This is a genomic window from Streptomyces profundus (genome assembly GCF_020740535.1).
Taxonomy (GTDB): domain Bacteria; phylum Actinomycetota; class Actinomycetes; order Streptomycetales; family Streptomycetaceae; genus Streptomyces; species Streptomyces profundus.
The window spans coordinates 6,786,749-6,806,866 of the sequence record NZ_CP082362.1 but is presented as its reverse complement, the minus strand read 5'-3'; the positions used below and the strand labels follow the sequence as shown (position 1 = coordinate 6,806,866).

Genomic DNA, 20,118 nt, shown 5'->3' with positions numbered 1-20,118 from the left:
GCGCTCAGCCGGCCGGCCGGCGGCCGATCAGGACCGTCGCCTCCCATTCCTCGCAGGTCGCCGGCCTGGGGGTGAGACCGTGCGCGGCCATTCTCGCGGCCACCTCGGCGCGCTGGGCGCGGCTGGTCTCCACCAGCAGACTCCCGCCGGGCGCGAGCCAGTCGGGCGCGCCCTCGATCACCCGGCGCAGCACCGCGAGGCCGTCCGAGCCGCCGTCAAGGGCGGTGAGCGGCTCGTGCGACCGCGCCTCGGCGGGCAGCAGCGGGACCGCGGCCGAGGGAACGTAGGGCGCGTTGGCCACCAGGAGGTCGACCCGGCCGCGCAGCCGCGCCGGCAGCGGCTGGTAGAGATCGCCCTGGTACACCCGGCCGGCCGGGCCCAGGTTGGCGCGGGCGCAGCGCACCGCCCGCGCGTCCAGGTCGGCGGCGTGCAGTTCGACGTCGGGCAGCGCCGCGAGCAGCGCGGCGCCGACCGCGCCCGAGCCGCAGCAGAGGTCGACGGCGACGGTGGGGCGCGGCGCGAGGGCGAGGGCCTGGCGCACCAGGAACTCGGTGCGCCGGCGCGGCACGAAGACGCCTGGCCGCACCACCACGCGCAGGCCGTGGAACTCGGCCCAGCCCAGCACGTGTTCCAGGGGAAGGCCGGACTCGCGGCCGGCCACCAGGGCTTCGACGGCGGCCGGATCCTCGCCGGCCTCGGCGACCAGCAGGGCCGCCTCGTCCTCGGCGAACACACACCCGGCGGCCCGCAGCCGGGCCACGATCCAGGGCGGGGGCGCGGCCGGGGAGGAATCAGCGGTGGAGGGAGGGGTGGGATCGGTGGAGCTGACGGAAGGGAGCATGCGGGGCCTCTCACGCGCGGGGCGCTCCCCCTCGGCCCCGTCACCTATCGCGTGACGGCTCCGGGACCCAGGGAAGGGAGCAACCGAGCTGACCTGACGGTGATCGGGCTCACCCCCTTCTCTCTTCCTTCGACAGTCGTCCTTCGCTACGTCGTCCTTCGGCGTTCACCGGCACGCGCTGCGGCATGCGGGTGAATCGCGCGCCCATCCTAACCGAACCGCGCCGGCTGGCCGCCGCTCGGCGGACAGGCGGATGCCGCTGCCGCGAGCCCGCCCAGGCTCGCGGCAGCGGCGGATGGGACCGGCACCGGATCCGATCCCAGCTCGCTGTCCCGACTCAGTTGCCCGGCAGGTAGAAGATGCCGTCGTTGAGCCCGGGACCGGCCGGGCCGCCCAGGTCGTTGATGACGTGGTTGATGATGCCGAGCTGGCCGAGCGACACGATCACCATGCTGGTGAAGTCGATGCCGCCGCCCTCGGGCGTCGAGATCGCGCGCTCGGTGGTGATCGTCTCGTCCTCCAGCATCAGGCTGTAGACGCCCAGGCCGTAGGCGGTGTGGTTGGTGACGTCGTCGGCCACCACGTAGGCGGTCCAGCCGAGTTCGTCGCCGTTCATCCAGGCGGCCTGGTTCGGCGGGTCGTAGGGCAGCTCGCACTGGTAGAAGTAGGTGCGCCCGTTGTCGCCGTTCCAGATGACCTGGTGTTCCTGGTAGTGCTCGACGAAGAGGCCGTAGCCGGTGACGTCGTCGCCGTTGACGACCAGGCCGTTGCGGGCGGGGTTGACGTCCCAGCCGACGCCTTCGCCGTGGTCGCCGCGCCAGAGCCAGACGTGGTCGATCAGGGTGTCGTGGCTGTGCACCACCACGCTGCGGTCGGCGCTGCCGGCGCCGGCGCCGCCGATCCGGGCGAACACGTCGTGCAGGTGGATGGGGTTGTCCTGGTGGCGGGTCGACGAGCCCTCGTCGCCGACTTCGAGGAGCGTCTCCGAGCCGCCCGGCCCGGCGTCGATCAGGATGCCGGCGATCTGCACGCCGTCCACGTCGGCGACCTTGACGGCGTTGATGCCGCCCTCGGGGATCAGGGTGGCGAGGCCGATGCCCAGCACGATGGTGTCGGGCCGGGTGACCTCGATGGTCTCGGTGATGTGGTAGATCCCCGGGGTGATCAGCAGGTGCTTGCCGTCGGCCAGCGCGGCGTTGATGCCGGCCGCGTCGTCGCCCTCATGGGCCACATGGAACTCGCTCAGCGGGATGGAGGTGCCGGGCGTCGGGCCGTCGCTCCAGCTGGTGCCGGTGGCGTCGGTGCGGATGTCGGGCACGAAGACGGCGTAGTCGGAGCCGTCCAGGTAGAGGTAGGGCTTCTCCTTGACCTTCGGGGCGCTGGCGACGACGGTGTGCGAGGGGTTGGGGAAGTGGTGCGGCGGGGCGCCCTCCACACCGACGAAGACCATGTTCCACACCGAGCCGGCCCATTCGCCCAGCTCGCTGTTGCGGGTCAGCCACTGCTGCTGGGAGCCGGAGACGACCCGGTCCACCTTGGAGTCGGCCATGAAGCCGCCGCTGGCCCACCCGTCGTAGCCGTTCCACAGCGGCATCTCGCCCCGGATGTGCACCCGGCGGATGGGTGCGGCCTGGGAGACGGCGTAACGGTTGTAACCGTCCCAGGGGGTGACGGAGAGGTTCTCGGCCGAACGCCAGAAGTTGTGGGTGGCGTTGCCGTCGAACCAGTCGGCCTCGACGCGGACCCAACCGGTGATGTTGACGTCGTCGGGCGACTGCCCGAGGCCGGCCACATGGGTGTAGTAGCCGATGTTGACGTCGAGGTCCTGGTAGTTGCCCGGCCGGAACAGGAAGGCGAACCGGCCGGAGCCGAACTGGGCCGTCTCCTGCTGCTCGAACGCCGCGTTCAGGGTGGCCTGGATGTCCCCGATGGACATCGAGGGGTCGAACACGGTGACGTTGGGGCCGAGGACGGGGTCGGCCTGGGTGATGGGGGTGCCGGCGGCGAGGGCGGCGGGACGCCGGGCCGGGCCGTTGGGCGCGGAGGAGCTGTTGGCCAGCGCGTGGGTCGCGGCGGCTGAGGTGACCACCGTGGCGGCCAGTCCGGCCAGGGTGGCCCGCCGGGTCAGCCCGCTGGGGCGACGGTGCTCGGGGGCGTCGGATGACTGGGGGGATGGCACGGGATCTCCTTGTTCCTCCCGGCCGTCGCTGGCCGGGCTGCTGGTGGGGGGCGGGAAGCAGTGAGGAAAGCGTGAGGGGAAGGCGTGACGGAGAGCGCTCTCGTGGGGGTTCGGGCCGACCCGGCCCGGTGCCGGGTCGGCCGCTACGGGAAGGTCAGGGCCTGGGATCAGGCCCGTGGGGGGGGTCAGGGAAGCTCGTGGTCCTCGTTGAGGGCGGCTCCCTCTTCGGGGTTGTACTGGTCGTAGCCCCGGGTGTCGCACTGGAGGCCACGGTTGATGCAGTGGGACACCAGGGCGTCGAGCGTGGCCTCGTCCCAGTTGTTGAAGAAGTCGTAGTGGAACGAGTAGGCCGGACCGCTGGCCAACCGCACCTGCGACATGTCCCCGTCCACCGGGAACGCCATCTTGAACTCGATCATCGGCACGGCCACCGGGTGGCTGGCGGGGCAGACGTCCTGGTTGTTCTCCACCACCGGGTAGGCCATGTGGTCCTGGTGGTTGGGCGAGTCCAGATGCCGTCCGTCCCAGCAACCCGGTGCCTGGTAGCGCACGTTCAGCTGGGAGCCCGGCGGGCAGTCCGCCGGGAAGTTCACGTTCTCGTAGTCGTCGCCGCACTCCCAGCCCTGGACGTAGCCGGGGTGGTTCTCGAACTCATCGGCGGTCTGCATCGGGTCGCCGACGACATAGCGCAGGCCGGTGGGGAAGGGACGCACCGACTCGTGGTCCCGGATGGCCGACTTGTAGTAGATGACCTGGGGCCCTCGCGGACGGACCTCCTCGTCACCGTTGTACAGGGTCGGCATCCAGTAGGCCGAGAGGTCGGCCGGAACAGCGCAGCTGCTCGTCCCCTCGTTCAGTGACTCCTCGTCGCTGTACGCGTCGGTGGTGTCGTTGCCCATGAAGGTGTGGTTGTGCGAGGCCCCCGGCATGCCGGGGAAGACGATCGGATCGTTGTCGCCGGTGTGGGTCACCGAACAGTTCGCCTGGAACTCGCGGTGCTCACGGAACGGCGCGTCGGGGTTGGGCTCGATGCCCTCGACCGGCTCGTCCACCGGAATCCACTCACCCGGCGGGGCGGCCATCATCATCTGTTGGTGGGTCTGGTGAGTGGAGTGGTCGACCGCGACCGATTCGGGGGCGGCTTCCCCGGCCGGTGCGGCTGCGGCGCCCATGGTGCCCAACCCCGCCGCGACGAGCGCGAGCGCTGCCGCCGCGAGCGTGCCGGACATCAGGGTCGTTCTACGTACCATGCGGACCTCCGAGTCGCTTGGTAATGGGAGAGCGCTCTCCCATCGGCAGTGTTGCGTTGATGATGAGAACGTGTCAATGCTCGGTGAACGGACAGGAGGAACCGGAACTTTCCCGGAACCGGCGGGGCTTGAGGCGAAGGCGCCGCGCGGGCCGGGTCGGCCGTCGAAGCGGACGGGGCCTCTGTCCAACGGGGCTGGGCGCCACCGGACCGCGTTCGGGGCGCCGGGAAACGTTTCCGGGATACGAGTGCCTGATCAACGCCTCGACCGGGGGCTATAGTCGGGGGATGCACTTCCAGATCTACGGCTGATCCACGGCTGACCGGCCGGGCCAGGGTCCACGCCCCCGCCCGGTCCCGCGATCCCTGAGCGCGCCCCCCGCCTGAGGCGGCTGCGGGCGCCCGTTCGCGCACCCCCTTTCCCCCGCCGTGATCTCCTTGAGACGAGTGATGCCCGATGTCACAACGCCGTCCTGCCCATATCGCGATGGTCGGTATCCCGGCCGTCAGCCATGTCCTGCCCAGCCTCGCGGTCATCCGCGAGCTGGTGGCACGGGGCCACCGCGTCACCTACGCCAACGATCCCGCCGTCGTCGAGCTGGTGGAGTCCACCGGCGCCACGTTCGTACCCGTCCGCTCCACGCTGCCGGTGACCGACAACCGCTGGCCCGAGGACGCGATCGGCGCGATGGGCGTCTTCCTGGAGGACGCGATCCAGGCCCTCCCCCAGCTCCGCGCGGCCTACGACCCCGACCCCGCCGACCTCTACCTCTACGACATCGGCGCCTATGGGGCGCGGGTGCTCGCCGAGTCGCAGGGCCGGCGGCTGCTCCAGCTGTCGCCGACGTATGTGGCCTGGCAGGGCTATGAGGAGGAGGTGGCGGCCCAGCTCTGGCAGCTGCCGGGCGCGGACGCCTACCGCGCCAGGTTCACCGGCTGGCTCGCCGAGACCGGGGCGACCACCACCGACCTGGACGCGTTCTCCGGCCGACCGCCCCGCGCCCTCGCCCTGGTGCCCAGCGTCATGCAGCCCAACCTGGACCGGGTGGACGACCAGGTGGTCACCTTCGTCGGCCCCTGCTTCGGCGACCGTGCGGGCGACGGGGACTGGACGCGCCCGGCGGACGCCGAACGGGTGCTGCTGGTCTCCCTGGGCTCCGCCTTCACCCGGCTGCCGGAGTTCTACCGGCGGTGCCTCGCGGCCTTCGGCGATCTGCCCGGCTGGCATGTGGTGCTCCAGATCGGCAAGTACACCGACCCCGAGGAGCTGGGGACGATCCCGGCGAATGTCGAAACGCACTCCTGGGTCCCGCAGTTGCGGGTGCTGGAGCAGGCCGACGCGTTCGTCACCCACGCCGGGATGGGCGGCAGCGGCGAGGGCCTGTTCACGGGGGTCCCGATGATCGCGGTGCCGCAGGCCGCCGAGCAGTTCGCCAACGCCGACCGGCTGGTCGACCTTGGCGTGGCCCGCCGGCTCGACACCGAGGAGGCCACGGCGGACCGGCTGCGCGAGGCGCTGCTCGCGCTGACCGGCGACCCCACGGTCGCCCGACGCTCGGCGGAGCTGCGCGCGCGAGCCCTGGCCGAGGGCGGCACGGCACGGGCGGCCGACCTGGTCGAGGAGACCCTGGGCTGAGCTGGGCCGGCCCCTGGCCGCCACGGCCCCACCGGCCCGATACCCAGGCCGGTGGGGCCGTTCGCCCTCTCGCGTCTCGTTGGCCCGGTGCTCCCCCTCAGTCGGCGATGGCGGCCGGGCCGCCGCGGTACGCGCGCGTCCTCGGTTCGGTCGGCGTGTCTCTGTGCGCGGCGGTCGCGAGGGCGAGGCGCCGCATAATCCCGTTGCGCCCGTCCGGCGGCGGTCCCATCATGTCGCCGCGGGCCGCGGCACAGCCCGAGCGGCCATCGCCCCAGCGAAAAGGACCTCATGTCAGCCGTTGTCGTCGGCGCCGGAATCGTCGGTGCCTCAGTGGCCTACCACCTGGCGGATCGAGGGGTTCCGGTCACCTTGCTTGAGCGGGGGCCGGGGCCGGGCACCGGGGTCACCGCTAACTCCTTCGCCTGGATCGGCGGGTCGGGAGGCGATTGGCCCGGCGGAGCACAGGACCTACGCGAGTACGTTCTGGCGGACTACCGGCGTTTGGAGGCCGAACTGCCGCCCTTCGCCCTCCGCCGGACCGGCTCGCTGAACTGGGGAGGCGGTCCTGACCAGGAGTCACGGCTGGCGTCCGGGCAGTTCCGCGTCGGGCGAGGCGACATCGCCGCCCTGGAACCCGACCTCCGGAACCCGCCCGCTCAGGCCGTCCACGTTCCCAGCGACGCCGGTGTCGATGCGACGGCCCTGACCAGGGCACTCGTGGCCGCGGCCGAGGCCCGTGGAGCCACCGTGCGCTACGAGACCGCCGTCACCTCGTTGCAGATGTCCGGTGAGCGCGTCGAGGGAGTGCTGTCCGCGACGGGGCTCCACCGCGCGGCGACCGTCGTGCTCACTGCCGGAACCAGCGTCCCCGAGCTCTGCGAGCCGCTGCCGGTCCACCTGCCCGTCGCTGCCTCTCCGGCCACCCTCGCACGGATCGCAGCGCCACCCGGCCTGGTCAGAACCATCGTGGCCACACCTGATTTCGAGGTCCGAGAAGTTCGTGACGGCGACCTTCTGCTGACCCTGCCATACGTTGACGGCCCCGCGGCGCTCCGGGAACAGGCCGCGCACGACGCGCTTCGGCGCCTGCGGACGGCCTTTCGTGGCAGCGATGGGTGTCGCCTGCTGGGCTACCGCACCGGCAGACGTCCCGTGCCCGCGCACGGACCCCTCATCGGATACGCGACACACGATCGATCCGTCTACGTCGCCGTGATGCACCCCGGCGTCACCCTGGCACCCACCGTCGGACGGCTTGTCGCAGACGAACTCGTGACCGCCAAACCGGCTCGCGCGCTTCTGCGTTGCCGGCCACGCGTCCACCGCTGACAGTGGGCGGACCTCACCCCGGATGGCGACTCGCCGCGAGGCCTTCGGCGGGCGCGACGGTGTGGGTGATGCGCTCGCTCTCCGCGCGCGGCCGAACGCCCAGGTCCGGGCGCTTCGCGCTGAGCTGCCCCGGGCGTCGGACCGGGCGGGTCAGGCGCCCAGGCAGGCGCGGACCGCTGCCACCAGGCGGGTGGCACGGGCGTCGCCGTGGCCGATCATGCGGTTGGTGACATAGGCGAAGCCCACCCCGTGGCTGTCGTCGCCGAAGGCGAACTGGCCGCCGGCGCCGTCGTTGCCGAAGCTGCGTTCGCCCAGCATCGGGCGGAACGCGGAGTTCAGCAGACAGCCCGAGCCCCAGCGCGCCCCGGCGTCGAAGCCGAGCCAGCCCTTGCCGGACGAGATCTCGCGGACGGCGTCCGTCACGGTGTCCTCGGTGAGCAGCCGCTCCCGGTCGCCGATGCCGGTGACGGCCGCCGCGTAGACGCCGGCGAGGCCGGTCGCCGAGGCGACGGCGCCCGCGCCGGGCAACTCCATGGCCAGCAGCGCCGGATCGTTCCAGCCGCGCGGCTCGTCGAGGCCGGGGAAGACCAGGGCGCCGTTCATCGTGACGATGCGGGTGAGCAGATGCTCTGGTCCTGGCATCGGGGGACGCCGCTCGGCCTCGACGAGGCGGGCGCGGGCGTCCCACTCCTCGGGTGGCAGGCCGATCCAGGCGCGCAGACCCAGCGGGTCACCGATCGCGCGGCGGAAGAAGGCGCCCGGGGTGTCGCCGGTGATCCGGCGGATGACCTCGCCGAGCAGGAATCCGAAGACATGGCCGTGGTACTCGTGGGCGGTGTCGGGCGCCCAGAGGGGGCGCTGCTCCTCGATGGCCCGGACCACCGGGGTCCAGGCGGCGATCTGGTCGAAGTCGAGCACCGCGTCCAGGGCGGGGAGGCCGGCCCGGTGGGCCAGGACCATGCGGCTGGTGATCAACTCCTTGCCCGCCTGGGCGAATTCGGGCCAGTAGCGGCTCACCGGCGCGTCCAGGTCGAGCCTGCCCTGCTGGGCGAGGAGGTGCGCGCACAGGCTCACCAGGCCCTTGGCGCACGAGAAGACGGGGACCGCGGTGTCCTGGGTCCAGGCCCGCCCGGTGCGCGGGTCGGCGACCCCGTCCCACACCTCGACGACCTTGCGCCCGTCGACGAACACCGTGACGGCCGCGCCGAGTTCCGCGGAGTCGGCGAAGGTGCGCGCGAAGGTGTCGGCGACGGCTCCCCAGCGATCGTCGGCCCATCCGTTTCGTTCGTCCATCGCCGTTCGCCCTCCAGAGGCCGGTGGTTCCGTCCCCGCCACGGGGAGCGGCCCCCGCGCCACGGAATGATCAACCGGGCCACCCTACGGACGAGTCCGGTCGACCGCGAGGGAATTGCCGCCGCCCCGTTCGTGGGGAGCGAGCGGCGCGAGGATCCGAGAGAGCGGCCCTAGTGTGAAAGAGCGCCCTGGAAGCGGAGTTCGCCGAGGTGGGCCTGGTAGAGGTAGGCGAGTGGGCCGCCGCCGGCGTAGTCGCCGACGGAGTCGAAGGCCAGATCCCTGGCCACGCCCCGGTACTGGCTGGCCCTGAGCCGTGCGAACAGCTCGGTCCTGCCGAGTGTGTCGTTCCGCTCCACCGTGCCTCGCATCGCGCCGACGAGCATCCGGGCGGCGTCATAGCCCTCGGCCGCGTAGGGGTCCGGATCCCAGCCGAAGCGTTCGCGGTGGGCCCGGCCGAAGTCCCTGGCGCGTGGGTCGCGGCGCGGATCGGTGTAGGTGGCGAGGAAGAACCAGTCGTCGGGCGGCTGGCCGGTGTGACGGAAGTACTGTGGCCCGATGGCCCGTTCGGTCGCGAGCCCGAGGCCGTCGAAGCCCGCGTCGCGTAACGCCCGCGCCAGCTGCCCGGCGCCCTCGGCGAAGCCGCACCAGACCACGGCGTCCACGCCGTCGGCCAGCAGTTCGGTGGCGAGCGCGGTGAAGTCCGTCTGCTCGGCGTGCAGTTCCCTCGGATACACCTCGAACCGCTCGCGGTCCATGGTGCCGTTGACCACCCTGGTGGTCTGGCCGCTGTACTCGCCGGCCGAGAGATCGTCGAGCACGGCGACCCGGGCGGCGGCGCGCCCGGACAGGAAGTCGCCGACCGCGAGGCCGGCCAGCGCGGTGCTCGGCCTGGCGTGTAACAGCGTGGGGCAGGTCTCGCGATCCACCAGATCGCTCACCGAGAGGGCCAGCAGGGGGAGTTCGGCCTCGCCATAGATCTCGGCGACGGCCGGCAGCACCTCCTCGTGGGTGGGGCCGATCACCGCCATCACCTGCGGGTCGTCCGCCAACTGCCGGGCGACGCCGGCGGCCAACTCGCGGTCACCGGCGTCGTCGAGCGTCCGGACGGCCAGGGCGAAGGGGAGGTTGCCCATGCGGTTCAGCTCGTCGATGGCCATGTTGAGGCCGCGCTGTTGCCCGTTGCCGAAGGAGGCGTGCTCGCCGCTGAGGTCGGCGTGCAACCCGATGGTGTAGGTGACGGTATGCGCCGCCGGCCGTGTCTCGGGGGCCGTCTGGTTCCTGATCAGCAGCCCGGCGCCCCAGCCGAACGCGGCCAGCGCCCCCGCGCCGCCCAGCAGCCGCAGGGTGCGGCGGCGGCCCTGGCCGGCGTCCCCCGCCGGTGGCGGCGCCGGGTCGGACAAGCCGGAGACACCGACGGCCGATGCACCCAACTCTCCTGCGCCATCCGGAAGTTGCTCGGCGGGGACACGCTCGTCCGAGGGGGCGATCGGCAGCCGGGGGAAGCCGTTGTCCGGCGCCTCGCAGGCGGCGAACGGCTCGTGGGAGGCGGGGCGCGGCAGCGGCGCCGCGTAACGGGCGGCGACCTCGCGGGCCAGCCGCCCCGGCAGCCAGCCGGCGCCCACGGGGGCGGCCAGCTCCCGGCAGAGGTCGGCGGCGGAGGGACGGGGGTGCGGGTCCTTGTGCAGGCACGCCTGGACGACCTCCAGCAGGCCGCGCGGCACATCCGCGAGATCGGCCGGCTCGTAGGCGGCGCGACGCAGCAGCTCGCGCGGGGTGCCGTCGCCGAACGGCCCCCGGCCGGTGGCGGCCAGCGTCAACAGGCATCCGAGAGCGAAGACATCGCTCGGCGGGCCGAGCGAGTCGGGGCCGCCGACCGCCTGTTCGGGCGAGAGATAGCCGGGGGGCCCTATTCGGGTGCCGGAGCCGCCGAAGCCGGTCAGCCTGGGCCCGTCGAGCGTCAACTGCACGTGCCCAGGGCGCAGGTCACGGTGTGTCAGCCCGCCTTGGTGGACCGCGTTCAGCGACTCGGCGAGCAGCGCGCCCAGGGCGCCCACGGTGCGCGGCGGCAGTGGCCCGTGCGCGGCGACGGCCTCGGTCAGGGTGGGGCCCGCGACATACGGGTACGCCGCCCAGACCGTGCCGCCGGCGGTGTCGGCGGCGGCCACCGTGACCAGCCGGCGGGCGCGGACATGGCGGGCGGTGGCCACATCCGCCTCGAACCGGGCGCGGAACGCCGGATCGGAGGCGTAGGCGGGCCGGATCACCTTGAGCGCGACGGGCTCGCCGCCGAGCGAACGGGCCAGATAGACCACGCCGCTGCGGCCCTCGCCCAGCCGGCGTAACAGCAGATAACCCCCGATGCGGCGCGGATCGGCCGGCGTCAACTCCCGCATGACGAACAGCTCTTCCCCGCCGGCCCGGCGACGCCCCACGTCGCGCGAGCGCCGCCCGTAACCTGGTGTCGACGCACCGCCCCTCCCGGTTCCTCGTCCTCTGCACCTTAGCGTGCCCCGGCCAGCACCGGGAGTGTTCGCGCTTTCGGGGTGAAATCCGGAGTGAACGGGGGGAAGGGGTCCCCTCGCGCGTGCTGGCGGCTGAACCGGTCAAGACTGCTGTCATGGACTCTTTGACGGAAGCCGAGTACGCGCTCGACCCCGGCTACCTCGACACCGCCTCGCACGGCCTGCTGCCGGCCTGCTCCGCCACCGCGCTGCGGGCGGCGGTGGACGGCATGGCCGAGGGCCGGCTGGACCAGCCGGGGTACTTCGGCGCGGTGGAGTCGGCCCGGCGGACGTTCGCCGCCCTGGTGGGACTTTCACCCGAACGAGTGACGGTCGGCAGTTCGGTCTCCGCCCATGTCGGACTGATCGCCCAGGCGTTGGCGCCGGGCACCGAAGTGCTCTGCGCCAGCAACGAGTTCAGCTCACTGGTCACCCCCTTCGCGCTCCGTTCCGAACTGCGGCTGCGCCAGGTGCCGCTGGCCGGCCTCGCCGAGGCGGTGGGCCCCGGCACGGGGTTGGTCGCGGTCTCCTCGATCCAGTCGATGGACGGCGCGCCGGCCGATCTGGCGGCGATCGCCGAGGCGGCCCGCCGGCACGGGGCGGCGACGCTGGTGGACACCACCCAGTCCACGGGCTGGCTGCCGCTGGACGCGGGCGACTTCGACTACACGGTGTGCGGCGCGTTCAAGTGGCTGCTGTGCCCGCGGGGGGCGTCCTTTCTGACGGTTCCTCCCGGCGGGGGCGGGCTGACACCGCTCTCCCCCGGCTGGGCGTCGGCCCTCGACCCGGTGCGCGCGGTGCTCGGTGTGGCCGACGAACTGGCCCCCGACGCACGGCGGTTCGACACCAGCCCGGCGTTCCTCCCCTATCTGGGCGCGGCACTCTCGCTGGCGCTGGTGGCGCGGCTCGGACAGGAGGCCATCGGCGCCCACGATCTGGCGTTGGCCGAGCGGTTCCGGGCGGGCCTGGCCGAGTGGGGCCGGCCGGCCGGCCACGACGGCTCGCCGATCGTGGCGGTGGCGGAGTCGGCGGGCGCCGCCGAGGCGCTGGCCGCCGCCGGAGTGCGGGTGACGCGGCGGGCCGGCCGGCTGCGGTTCGCGTTCCACCTCTACAACACGGAGGCCGAGGTGGACGCGGCGCTGACGGCGCTGCGGAGCGCGGGGTGAACCACCCCGCCGGGGCAGCGGTCAGGCGGCGACCGGCGCCTCGCGGCAGAGCCGGCCGGCGGCGCGGGTGGTCTCCGGCAGCCGCACGCCCCTGGTCAGACGCGAGGTGTGGGCGCAGGCGTCGTCCAGCGTGGTGCGGTGCCCTGGCGAGACTTAGAGGGGCTTGACGCCGTCCCGGGTGCGCAGCGCCCGGCCCACCTCCTCCTCCCCGTCGAGCGGCGGCGACGGCGGCGGCGGCCAGGTTTCGCGCGTCGTCAGAGGCCACGTCGACCCGGACCACCGTGCCTGGCTCCCCTGGCCCGGGGCCCGAGGATTCGTAGACGGCCCACGGCCGAGGCCGTCGCTGGACGGCGACGGCCTCGGCCTCGGTGGTCGGTGTGGTGTGCGGATGGACCAGGCGCAGCGGCATGGCGAGCCGCGAGCGCCGGCTCAGCCCAGGTCGATCTGGGGGTAGAGCGGGTGCTTGGCCAGCAGATCGGCGGCGCGGTCGGCGACCTCCTTGGCGACGCCGTCGGCGAGCACATAGGTGGCCTTGGACGGCTTGCCGCTCTTCGCGGTGCCGGGCGCGGTACGGCGCAGGACGCTGTCGATCAGCTCGGCGACCTCGTCCATCCCGTCCGTGGTGAGGCCACGGGTGGTGAGCGCCGGGGTGCCGAGCCGGATGCCGGAGGTGTACCAGGCGCCGTTGGGGTCGCGCGGGACGGAGTTGCGGTTGGTGACGATGCCGGCGTCCAACAGGGCGCCCTCGGCCTGCCGGCCGGTGAGGCCGTAGCCGGAGACGTCCAGCAGCGCGAGGTGGTTGTCGGTGCCCCCGGTGACCAGCCGGGCGCCGCGCCGCACCAGGCCCTCGGCCAGCGCCTGGGCGTTCTCCACCACCCGCTGGGCGTAGTCCTGGAACTCGGGCTGCCGGGCCTCGGCGAGCGCGACGGCCTTGGCGGCCATCACATGCGGCAGCGGACCGCCCAGCACCATGGGGCAGCCACGGTCGACCTGGTCCGCGAGCGAGTCGTCGCAGAGCACCATCCCGCCGCGCGGGCCGCGCAGCGACTTGTGGGTGGTGGTGGTGACGATCTGCGCGTGCGGCACCGGGTCGAAGTCGCCGGTGAGGACCTTGCCGGCGACCAGCCCCGCGAAGTGCGCCATGTCGACCATCAGCGTGGCGCCGACCTCGTCGGCGATCTCCCGCATGATGCGGAAGTTGACCCGGCGCGGGTAGGCGGAGTAGCCGGCGATCAGGATCAGCGGACGGAACTCGCGCGCCGAGGCCCGCACCGCCTCGTAGTCCAGCAGCCCGGTCTCCGGGTCGGTGCCGTAGCTGCGCTGGTGGAACATCTTGCCGGAGATGTTGGGGCGGAACCCGTGGGTGAGATGGCCGCCGGCGTCCAGCGACATGCCGAGCATCCGCTGCTCGCCCAGCGACTTGCGCAGCTTCTCCCAGTCCTCCTCCGTCAGGTCGTTGACCTGACGGACCCCGGCCTGCTCCAGCGCGGGCAGCTCGACCCGCTGGGCGAGAACGGCCCAGAACGCGACGAGGTTGGCGTCGATCCCGGAGTGCGGCTGCACATAGGCGTGTTGGGCGCCGAACAGCTCGCGAGCGTGCTCGGCGGCGATGGCCTCGACGGTGTCGACGTTGCGACAGCCGGCGTAGAAGCGGCGGCCGATGGTGCCTTCGGCGTACTTGTCGCTGAACCAGTTGCCCATGGCCGCGAGCACGGCGGGGGACGCGTAGTTCTCGCTGGCGATCAGCTTGAGCGAGGCGCGCTGGTCCTCGATCTCGGCGCCGATCGCGTCGGCGATCCGAGGCTCGACGGCGCGAACGACGTCGAGACTGGAGCGGAACGCGATGGACTCGGTGGTGCGGGACGAACTCTCCGCTGACACTCAGGGCCTCCTTGACCAGACGTCGCGACGGCCCAGGCGCACGGCTTCTCATCGCATCGCTGTGGCCGCTCCCTGATGGTTTCGCCCATCCTGACGCGCCAGTCACGGCCCGCAGGGAGCCTAACATCGCGCGCGGTCAGCTCCATGGGCGAGATCCGGGCACCCACCTGACGACGGATGCGCTCCGGGTGCGGGGCACGGACGGCTGGGGCACCGTTGAGACCAGCCGCCACGCCCCTCTCGACCCCTCGGAGGTCGTCATGCCCGCCCATATCTATCGCGTGACCGAGATCGTCGGGTCCTCGTCGGAAGGCGTCGACGCCGCCATCCACAACGCGATCGAACGGGCCTCGGCCACCCTGCGCCAACTCGACTGGTTCGAGGTGACCCAGGTCCGCGGCCATATCGAGGACGGCCGGATCGAGCACTACCAGGTCGGCCTGAAGGTCGGCTTCCGCCTGGAGGACGCGTAGCGCCTTGCCGGCGATCAGCCACCGCCCGCCGCCCGCCGGCCGCCGGCCGGGTCGCCGTCAGGCGACGGCTCGGCACCGCGCGCGGCCGACCCACAGCCCGCGCCGGATCGCCACCCCCACCGCCGCCGACCACACGGGCCGCCGTGGCCTCCCGGGCTGGCACCCGCCAGCAGCGACACGGCGAGAGAGGCCAGAGAGACACCACGCATCGGAGCCCAGAAGAAACGACGCAGGCACAGCACGGACCAAACCCGGCGCCCGCCAGCAGCCGCACGACCAAGCCCCAGACGCGGCGCGGCACGGGCCGGCCCCACAGGCATCGCACCAGGCACGGCGCCCGCCGGGAGCGGCACGGTGGAGCCGTCTTGAACGGCCGGCCGCTGCCGGCGGACGGCCGACCAGAGTCCCTCGACACATCGCGGCAACGGTGCGGCCGGACGGACGGAAACCGAAGGACGTCGCGCACCGGACACGCCGCCCGCCGACAGCGGTGCCGCCGAGCCGGAAGCTCGACGCACCGCCCGGACCCGCCACGCAGGTCCGGCGCCCGGCCGAGGGCGAAGTGCCACCCGCCGGGAACGGCGCCGACGGCCCCCGGACGAAGTCCGGGGCGGCGGCTAGCGCTCCCGCTCGCTGGTCGTAAGCTCGTCGCGGGTTGGGGGGTTCGCGCCCTCTCTGGCGCAGGTGAGGGCCGCGGCGCGAACGCAGCGTTCGAGTAGGGCGGTGAGCGCGGTGGGGTCGGCGGGAATGCCGCCTCCATCGGCGAGGGTGTCCAGCAACGCGGCCTGGAAGGCGTCGCCCGCCCCCACCGTGTCGACCACCCGCACCTTGAGGGCCGGCACGGAGATCCGGTGCTCGGCGCTCAGCGCGAACGCACCCCGGGCGCCCAGCGTCACCACCACCAGCTCGGGGCCCAGGGCCAGCAACGCCCGGGCGGCCTCCTCCGCGGTGTGGTCGGGGTAGAGCCAGCCGAGGTCCTCGTCGCTGGCCTTGAGCACCTGGACGACGCCGGCCAGCCGTTCGGCCCGGCGCCGGTAGTCGGCCCGGTCGGGGCGGACGGCGGGGCGTACGTTGAGGTCGGCGGCCACCAGCCGGCCCTCCGCGCGTTCCCGCCGGCAGAGGTCCAGCACCCGGGAGGCGCCCGGTTCGACGGCCACCGCGAGGGATCCCGTGTGCAGCACGGCGGTGTCGGCCGGCAGCGGGAACTCCGACGGCGCCCAGGCGGCGAGGAAGTCGTAGTCGGCGGAGCCGTCCGCGCCGAGGTAGGCGAGCGCGACCATCGTTCTGGTGGGTTCGGCGGTGGTGAGTCGGCGCACCTCGACGCCGATGCCGCCCAGGTGGGCTTCCAGCAGGGCGCCCGGCGGATCGTCGCCCCAGCTGGTGAGCAGGGTGACGGGGCGGCCGAGCCGGTGCAGGCCGACCGCGACGTTGGCCGGGCTCCCGCCGGGGACCGCGCGCGCCTGGCGTTCCCCCGTGCGCCACAGCAGGTCCACCAGGGCCTCTCCCACGACGGCGACCCGAACTCCCACCGTTTCACGCTCCCTTCGGCCGCCCCTCGGACGAGCGCGGCTACGCCATCCTGCGGGGGCGGCGGCGCCGACGGCAACCGCGCCGGGGCAACGGGCGGCCGGGGAGGGAGAAACGGGCACGGACCGACCAGACTGTCAACCCAGGTTGACAGTCCACCGTTTGTCAACCATGGTTGACACCATGGCACAGGTCGACCTCTCCCCCGTCACCGAAGCACCCGACCCCCTGCGCGCGCTGCGGATGGCGGCCGAGGCCCGAGCGGAGCTGGAGCGCGCCGAGGCGGTGCTGGTGCGCCGGGCCCGCAACGACGGCGCCAGCTGGGCCGCGATCGCCGCCGCACTCGGCGTCTCCCGACAGGCCGTGCACAAGAAGCACGGCGGGCGCCGCCTGCTGCGCCGCACCGACTGAGCCCCTCCCCCGAGAACCCTCAAGAACCTCCCCAACGGCCGCCGCCCGGCCACCACATGTCCCGCCCCCGGCCGTTGGCCGGCAGCCCTTTCGGAGGTATCCGATGCCCATGACCGCGACCGCGTTCGAAGCCCTGGTCGAAGAGACCGCTCGGGAGACCGCGACCGAAGGCCCGGGGCAGGTGGCCGTGGGCGCCGTGCTGGGCGACGAGACCGCCCTGTCGGGAGCCGACCCCTCCGCGATCTTCGAGATCGGTTCCGTGTCCAAGATGTTCACCGCCCTGGCCCTCGCCCGGCTCACCGTGCGCGGCGCCCTCGACTGGGACCAGCCCCTGGCCACGCTGCTGCCACCGGAGACCGAGGTGCCGGAACGGGACGGCGTGGCGATCACGCTGGGACAGCTCGCCTGCCACACCTCGGGCCTGCCCCGACTGCCGCGCGGCCTGATGCCGCGCGTCCCCTGGGACGCGGCCGACCCCTATGCCCGCTGCCAGGAGCCGGCGCTGCTCGCGGAGTTGACGCGCACCCGGCTGAAGTCGACGCCGGGGAGGCGCTTCCGCTACTCCAGCTTCGGCACGGGCCTGCTCGGCCTCGCCCTCGCCCGGCACACGGGCGGCGGCTACGACGCGCTGATCCGGCGGGAGATCTGCGAACCGCTCGGACTGCGCGACACCGTCGTCGCGTTGGACGAGGAACGGGCTTCGCGGCTGGTCCCGGGACACTCCTACCGGGGCAGGCCGCGCCCCAACTGGGATCTGGCCGACCTGGCCGGGGCCGGCGGACTGCACTCGACACCGGCCGACATGCTCCGCTTCGCCCTCGCCCAACTGGGCGACAGCACCGGCGAGTTGGCCGAGGCGATGGCGTTCACCCACGCCACGAGCGAACGCGTCTACCGGGCACACACCGCCCATCCCGGCTTCTACGGCACCCATCTGCCGGCATCGGCCGGACGGCACGCCGTGCTCTTCCACAACGGCAGGACCGGCGGCTACCACACCTTGTTCGCGCTGGCCCCGGCGCGCCAGGCCGCGGTGGTCCTGCTCAGCGCCAGGGCGCGCTCCATCGACCGGGCGGGATTCGGCCTCCTCACCCGCCTGGCCAGCGCCTGAGCCGAAACGGGCCGAACGGGGCCGAACGGGAGCGGATACGGGAGTCGCGACGGGCCCGGCGTCAACCCGGTTGACGTGTGGTCAACGTCGCGGCGCGCTCGGCGGGAGCGGGGTACCTTCGTGGCGCGGCAGACGACGTGACGGCACGGCTGGCGGCGGTGCCGACCGGCCCTACCCGAAGGAGTGGCGTGGCGACGGGTTTCACCGTGGACATAGCCGGCGCGGACGGCATGCGGACGGCCGAGTGGACGGTCGGCGAGGAATTCCTGATCAGGCCCAACCGGTGGGGTGAGGACGCCGAGCCGGCCGCCCGGGTCAGGCTGCTCACCCCCGAGGGCCGGGAGGCGGCGCCCGAGGCCGCCCTGGCGATGGCGTCCCGCCCCGTGACCGTCGCCGAGGTGGAGGAGCGGCTGAGCCTCAAGGGCGGCGGCGATCCCCATCCGGTGCTGGCGCTGACCTGTCCGGACGGCAGCAGGATGGCCACCGTGATCCCGGAGGAGCGGGTGCCCTGGCCGCAGCACTTCCATGTCGTCGACGAGAACGACCGGGCGCTCGCCGAGATCACCCACACCCCGTCCCGTCTGGGCCGGCGCTGTTCCTGGCGGATCGACCTGGCCGAGGGGGGCGACCCGATCGTCGGCCATCGGGGTTCGCTGCGCGGGTGGTTGGTCTTCGTGCTGGCGTTCCCGCTCTGGCTGGTGATCTTTCTGGGCTGTCTGCTGCTGACGCTGCTGACGTTCGGCCATGTCGCCGAGATGGTGGTCTGGGGCTGTCCGCGCAGCGTGACCTGGCGCCGGCGGGGCGGGATCGCCGGGGGCCGTTCGTTGACCTTCGGTCATCTGCGGACGGACTACCACCACGATCCGGCGCTGCTCGATCCGCGCGTCGCCTACGCGCAGGCGGCACTGCACTACTTCGACACCATGCACCACGACTGAGCCGGTGCCCCGGGGACGCGCTCCATGTCCCCGGGGCACCGGCTCGTTCGAAAGGGCCTCAAGCGCCCCCGGTCAGTCGCCAGCCTGTAGCGCGGCCCAGGTCAGCGGGCCGACGACGCCGTCGACGCCGAGCCCCCTGTCGTCCTGGTAGTCCCGCACCGCCTGGGTGGTGAGCGGACCGAAGGAGCCGTCGATCGAGACGGACCGGCCCAGCGCGGCGGTCAGCGCCCGTTGGAGTCGGGACACCGCCTCACCGCTGCTGCCCTCGCGCAGCGTGCCGGTGCTGCCGGCGGAGAGCAGCGCGGTCCAGGTCTTCGGGCCGACGATCCCGTCGGCCGTCAGGCCCTTCGCGCTCTGGAAGCCCCGCACCGCGGACTCCGTGGTCGGGCCGAACTGCCCGTCCGTCGCCCCGGCGTCCTGCCCGTTGTTGTTGAGCAGATGCTGGAGCGCGACCACCAGGGGGCCGCTTGAGCCGTTGCTCACCGTCGAGTAGGCGGGGAAGTCCAGCCCCGGGTCGCCGGGATCGCCCGGGTCGCCGTCGATCAGCTCCATGTAGTAGTCCCAGTCCCAGTGCGGGCCAGGGTCGGTGTGGTCGTTGCCCGGCACCTCGTGGTGACCGACGATGTGCTGCCGGTTCTTGGGGATGCCGTAGCGGTTGGCCAGGTGGCTGGTGAGCGCGGCGGAGGAACGGTACATCGCGTCCGTGAACCACGACGGCTCGTCCACCCACCCCTCGTGCTCCAGGCCGATGCTGTAGGCGTTGCCGGAGCGGGCGTGCCAGGCGGTGTCCCGGTCGCGCACGGTCTGGGTGACCTCACCGTCCGACGAGCGGATCACATAGTGGGCGCTGACGTTGGACGACGGGTTCTGGAACCAGCTGATGGAGCCGGCGTAGGAACCCTGGGTGACATGGATGACGACCGTGTTGATCGACTGGGTGCGCCCGGTGTTGTAGTTGGAGGAGTGGGCCGCCACCCAACGGGCCGGCGGGTAGTCCTCGCTGAGGACGCCCAGGTCCACGTCGGCGTAGTCGCCGCGCTCGGGGTCGACCGACTGAGCGTCGACCTCGACCGTCTCGCCACCGTCGACGACCGCTTCGATGCCGTCTCGGAGCAGGTCATAGACCGCGTCGGCATAGAAACGGGCGCCGGTGTCCTCGGCCGCGCCGCCGTAGCGGGCGACCACCGGGTACCAGGCGTCCAGGTCGGCACGCTGGTCGGCGGAGAGGCCGACCTCGTCCGCATACGCGCGTAGAACTGCTGCGCCACCGCTGATGTTCGCGATGGTGTTCTGGCTCAACTCGTCGGCGCTCAGGCCCGTTTCATCGGCTGCTGTGCGCAGGGTCCGATGGGTGGGGTTGTCCACCAGGTGCATCACTCCGAAGCCTCGGGCGTGACTGGGCAGCCCGTCGTGGTCGTTGAGGCGGGTCTCGCCGTAGCCGACCGCGACCAGCAGGTCCCTGGGGACCTCGAACTCCGTCGCCGCCTCCTCGAAGGCGGCGTTGACCGGTTCGGCGACCGGGGCGGCGGCGCCGGCCAGCGCCGGCTGCGCGGCGACGAGCAGGCCGGCGAGGGTCACGCCCG

15 protein-coding genes, 1 pseudogene and 1 riboswitch are annotated in these 20,118 nt (G+C 73.0%); of the genes and pseudogenes, 7 read left to right on the top strand and 9 right to left on the bottom strand.

Annotated features, from left to right (window positions below):
- Positions 1–4: 4 nt before the first annotated feature.
- The 3 genes from K4G22_RS28565 to K4G22_RS28555 form a co-directional block, all read right to left on the bottom strand.
- Positions 5–841 (bottom strand): putative protein N(5)-glutamine methyltransferase, encoded by an 837-nt coding sequence (locus K4G22_RS28565; protein WP_228083348.1) that lies wholly within the window; start codon positions 839–841, stop codon positions 5–7.
- 337 nt (positions 842–1,178) lie between these two features.
- Positions 1,179–3,020 (bottom strand): adenylyl cyclase, encoded by a 1,842-nt coding sequence (locus K4G22_RS28560; protein WP_228083347.1) that lies wholly within the window; start codon positions 3,018–3,020, stop codon positions 1,179–1,181.
- A gap of 185 nt (positions 3,021–3,205) precedes the next feature.
- Positions 3,206–4,270, bottom strand: a complete 1,065-nt coding sequence (locus K4G22_RS28555) for a DUF1996 domain-containing protein (protein WP_228083346.1) — start codon at positions 4,268–4,270, stop codon at positions 3,206–3,208.
- Positions 4,271–4,726: 456 nt separating this feature from the next.
- Here K4G22_RS28555 and K4G22_RS28550 point away from each other — a divergent pair, with 456 nt between their 5' ends.
- Both K4G22_RS28550 and K4G22_RS28545 read left to right on the top strand, forming a co-directional pair.
- The gene (locus K4G22_RS28550) at positions 4,727–5,905 is read left to right on the top strand and encodes a macrolide family glycosyltransferase (RefSeq protein WP_228083345.1); all 1,179 of its coding nucleotides are present in this window, start codon (positions 4,727–4,729) and stop codon (positions 5,903–5,905) included.
- Positions 5,906–6,193: 288 nt separating this feature from the next.
- Positions 6,194–7,234, top strand: coding sequence for an NAD(P)/FAD-dependent oxidoreductase (locus K4G22_RS28545; RefSeq protein ID WP_228083344.1), 1,041 nt, complete (start codon positions 6,194–6,196; stop codon positions 7,232–7,234).
- A gap of 150 nt (positions 7,235–7,384) precedes the next feature.
- Here K4G22_RS28545 and K4G22_RS28540 read toward each other — a convergent pair whose 3' ends face one another.
- Both K4G22_RS28540 and K4G22_RS28535 read right to left on the bottom strand, forming a co-directional pair.
- Positions 7,385–8,527, bottom strand: a complete 1,143-nt coding sequence (locus tag K4G22_RS28540; RefSeq protein WP_228083343.1) for a serine hydrolase domain-containing protein — start codon at positions 8,525–8,527, stop codon at positions 7,385–7,387.
- A gap of 170 nt (positions 8,528–8,697) precedes the next feature.
- On the bottom strand, positions 8,698–10,920 hold the full coding sequence (locus K4G22_RS28535) for a bifunctional serine/threonine-protein kinase/ABC transporter substrate-binding protein (protein WP_228083342.1): 2,223 nt from the start codon (positions 10,918–10,920) through the stop codon (positions 8,698–8,700).
- A gap of 224 nt (positions 10,921–11,144) precedes the next feature.
- Here K4G22_RS28535 and K4G22_RS28530 point away from each other — a divergent pair, with 224 nt between their 5' ends.
- Positions 11,145–12,194: an aminotransferase class V-fold PLP-dependent enzyme gene (locus K4G22_RS28530; protein ID WP_228083341.1), complete on the top strand. Its 1,050-nt coding sequence runs from the start codon at positions 11,145–11,147 to the stop codon at positions 12,192–12,194.
- Positions 12,195–12,215: 21 nt separating this feature from the next.
- On the opposite strand, the pseudogene K4G22_RS28525 reads toward K4G22_RS28530, so the two are convergent.
- Together K4G22_RS28525 and K4G22_RS28520 are read right to left on the bottom strand one after the other, a co-directional pair.
- Positions 12,216–12,419: pseudogene (locus tag K4G22_RS28525) on the bottom strand (endonuclease V); the annotation flags it as partial.
- A 204-nt stretch (positions 12,420–12,623) separates the two neighbouring features.
- On the bottom strand, positions 12,624–14,075 hold the full coding sequence (locus tag K4G22_RS28520; RefSeq protein ID WP_228083340.1) for a glycine hydroxymethyltransferase: 1,452 nt from the start codon (positions 14,073–14,075) through the stop codon (positions 12,624–12,626).
- Positions 14,076–14,098: 23 nt separating this feature from the next.
- A riboswitch (ZMP/ZTP riboswitch) is annotated at positions 14,099–14,191 on the bottom strand.
- A gap of 144 nt (positions 14,192–14,335) precedes the next feature.
- On the opposite strand from K4G22_RS28520, the gene K4G22_RS28515 reads away from it, so the two are divergent.
- A complete protein-coding gene (locus K4G22_RS28515) occupies positions 14,336–14,548 on the top strand; it encodes a dodecin (RefSeq protein ID WP_228083339.1) in 213 nt (70 codons plus the stop codon).
- A gap of 617 nt (positions 14,549–15,165) precedes the next feature.
- Here K4G22_RS28515 and K4G22_RS28510 read toward each other — a convergent pair.
- Positions 15,166–16,077, bottom strand: coding sequence for a carbohydrate kinase family protein (locus K4G22_RS28510; protein WP_228083338.1), 912 nt, complete (start codon positions 16,075–16,077; stop codon positions 15,166–15,168).
- A gap of 181 nt (positions 16,078–16,258) precedes the next feature.
- Here K4G22_RS28510 and K4G22_RS28505 point away from each other — a divergent pair, with 181 nt between their 5' ends.
- The 3 genes from K4G22_RS28505 to K4G22_RS28495 all read left to right on the top strand — a co-directional run bounded on the left by K4G22_RS28505 (position 16,259) and on the right by K4G22_RS28495 (position 18,535).
- Positions 16,259–16,486: a helix-turn-helix domain-containing protein gene (locus K4G22_RS28505; RefSeq protein WP_425336760.1), complete on the top strand. Its 228-nt coding sequence runs from the start codon at positions 16,259–16,261 to the stop codon at positions 16,484–16,486.
- A gap of 109 nt (positions 16,487–16,595) precedes the next feature.
- Positions 16,596–17,597 (top strand): serine hydrolase domain-containing protein, encoded by a 1,002-nt coding sequence (locus tag K4G22_RS28500; RefSeq protein WP_228083337.1) that lies wholly within the window; start codon positions 16,596–16,598, stop codon positions 17,595–17,597.
- 188 nt (positions 17,598–17,785) lie between these two features.
- Positions 17,786–18,535, top strand: coding sequence for a hypothetical protein (locus K4G22_RS28495; RefSeq protein ID WP_228083336.1), 750 nt, complete (start codon positions 17,786–17,788; stop codon positions 18,533–18,535).
- A 72-nt stretch (positions 18,536–18,607) separates the two neighbouring features.
- Here the strand turns inward: K4G22_RS28495 and K4G22_RS28490 are convergent, their stop codons facing one another.
- On the bottom strand, positions 18,608–20,113 hold the full coding sequence (locus K4G22_RS28490) for a peptidoglycan recognition protein family protein (RefSeq protein WP_228083335.1): 1,506 nt from the start codon (positions 20,111–20,113) through the stop codon (positions 18,608–18,610).
- Positions 20,114–20,118: the final 5 nt, after the last annotated feature.

What these genes read in the sequence shown, in the direction of transcription:
- K4G22_RS28565 (WP_228083348.1), bottom strand. Translation starts at nt 841, where the DNA reads ATGCTCCCTTCCGTCAGCTCCACCGATCCCACCCCTCCCTCCACCGCT.
- K4G22_RS28555 (WP_228083346.1), bottom strand. Translation starts at nt 4,270, where the DNA reads ATGGTACGTAGAACGACCCTGATGTCCGGCACGCTCGCGGCGGCAGCG.
- K4G22_RS28550 (WP_228083345.1), top strand. Translation starts at nt 4,727, where the DNA reads ATGTCACAACGCCGTCCTGCCCATATCGCGATGGTCGGTATCCCGGCC.
- K4G22_RS28545 (WP_228083344.1), top strand. Translation starts at nt 6,194, where the DNA reads ATGTCAGCCGTTGTCGTCGGCGCCGGAATCGTCGGTGCCTCAGTGGCC.
- K4G22_RS28540 (WP_228083343.1), bottom strand. Translation starts at nt 8,527, where the DNA reads ATGGACGAACGAAACGGATGGGCCGACGATCGCTGGGGAGCCGTCGCC.
- K4G22_RS28535 (WP_228083342.1), bottom strand. Translation starts at nt 10,920, where the DNA reads ATGCGGGAGTTGACGCCGGCCGATCCGCGCCGCATCGGGGGTTATCTG.
- K4G22_RS28530 (WP_228083341.1), top strand. Translation starts at nt 11,145, where the DNA reads ATGGACTCTTTGACGGAAGCCGAGTACGCGCTCGACCCCGGCTACCTC.
- K4G22_RS28515 (WP_228083339.1), top strand. Translation starts at nt 14,336, where the DNA reads ATGCCCGCCCATATCTATCGCGTGACCGAGATCGTCGGGTCCTCGTCG.
- K4G22_RS28505 (WP_425336760.1), top strand. Translation starts at nt 16,259, where the DNA reads ATGGCACAGGTCGACCTCTCCCCCGTCACCGAAGCACCCGACCCCCTG.
- K4G22_RS28500 (WP_228083337.1), top strand. Translation starts at nt 16,596, where the DNA reads ATGACCGCGACCGCGTTCGAAGCCCTGGTCGAAGAGACCGCTCGGGAG.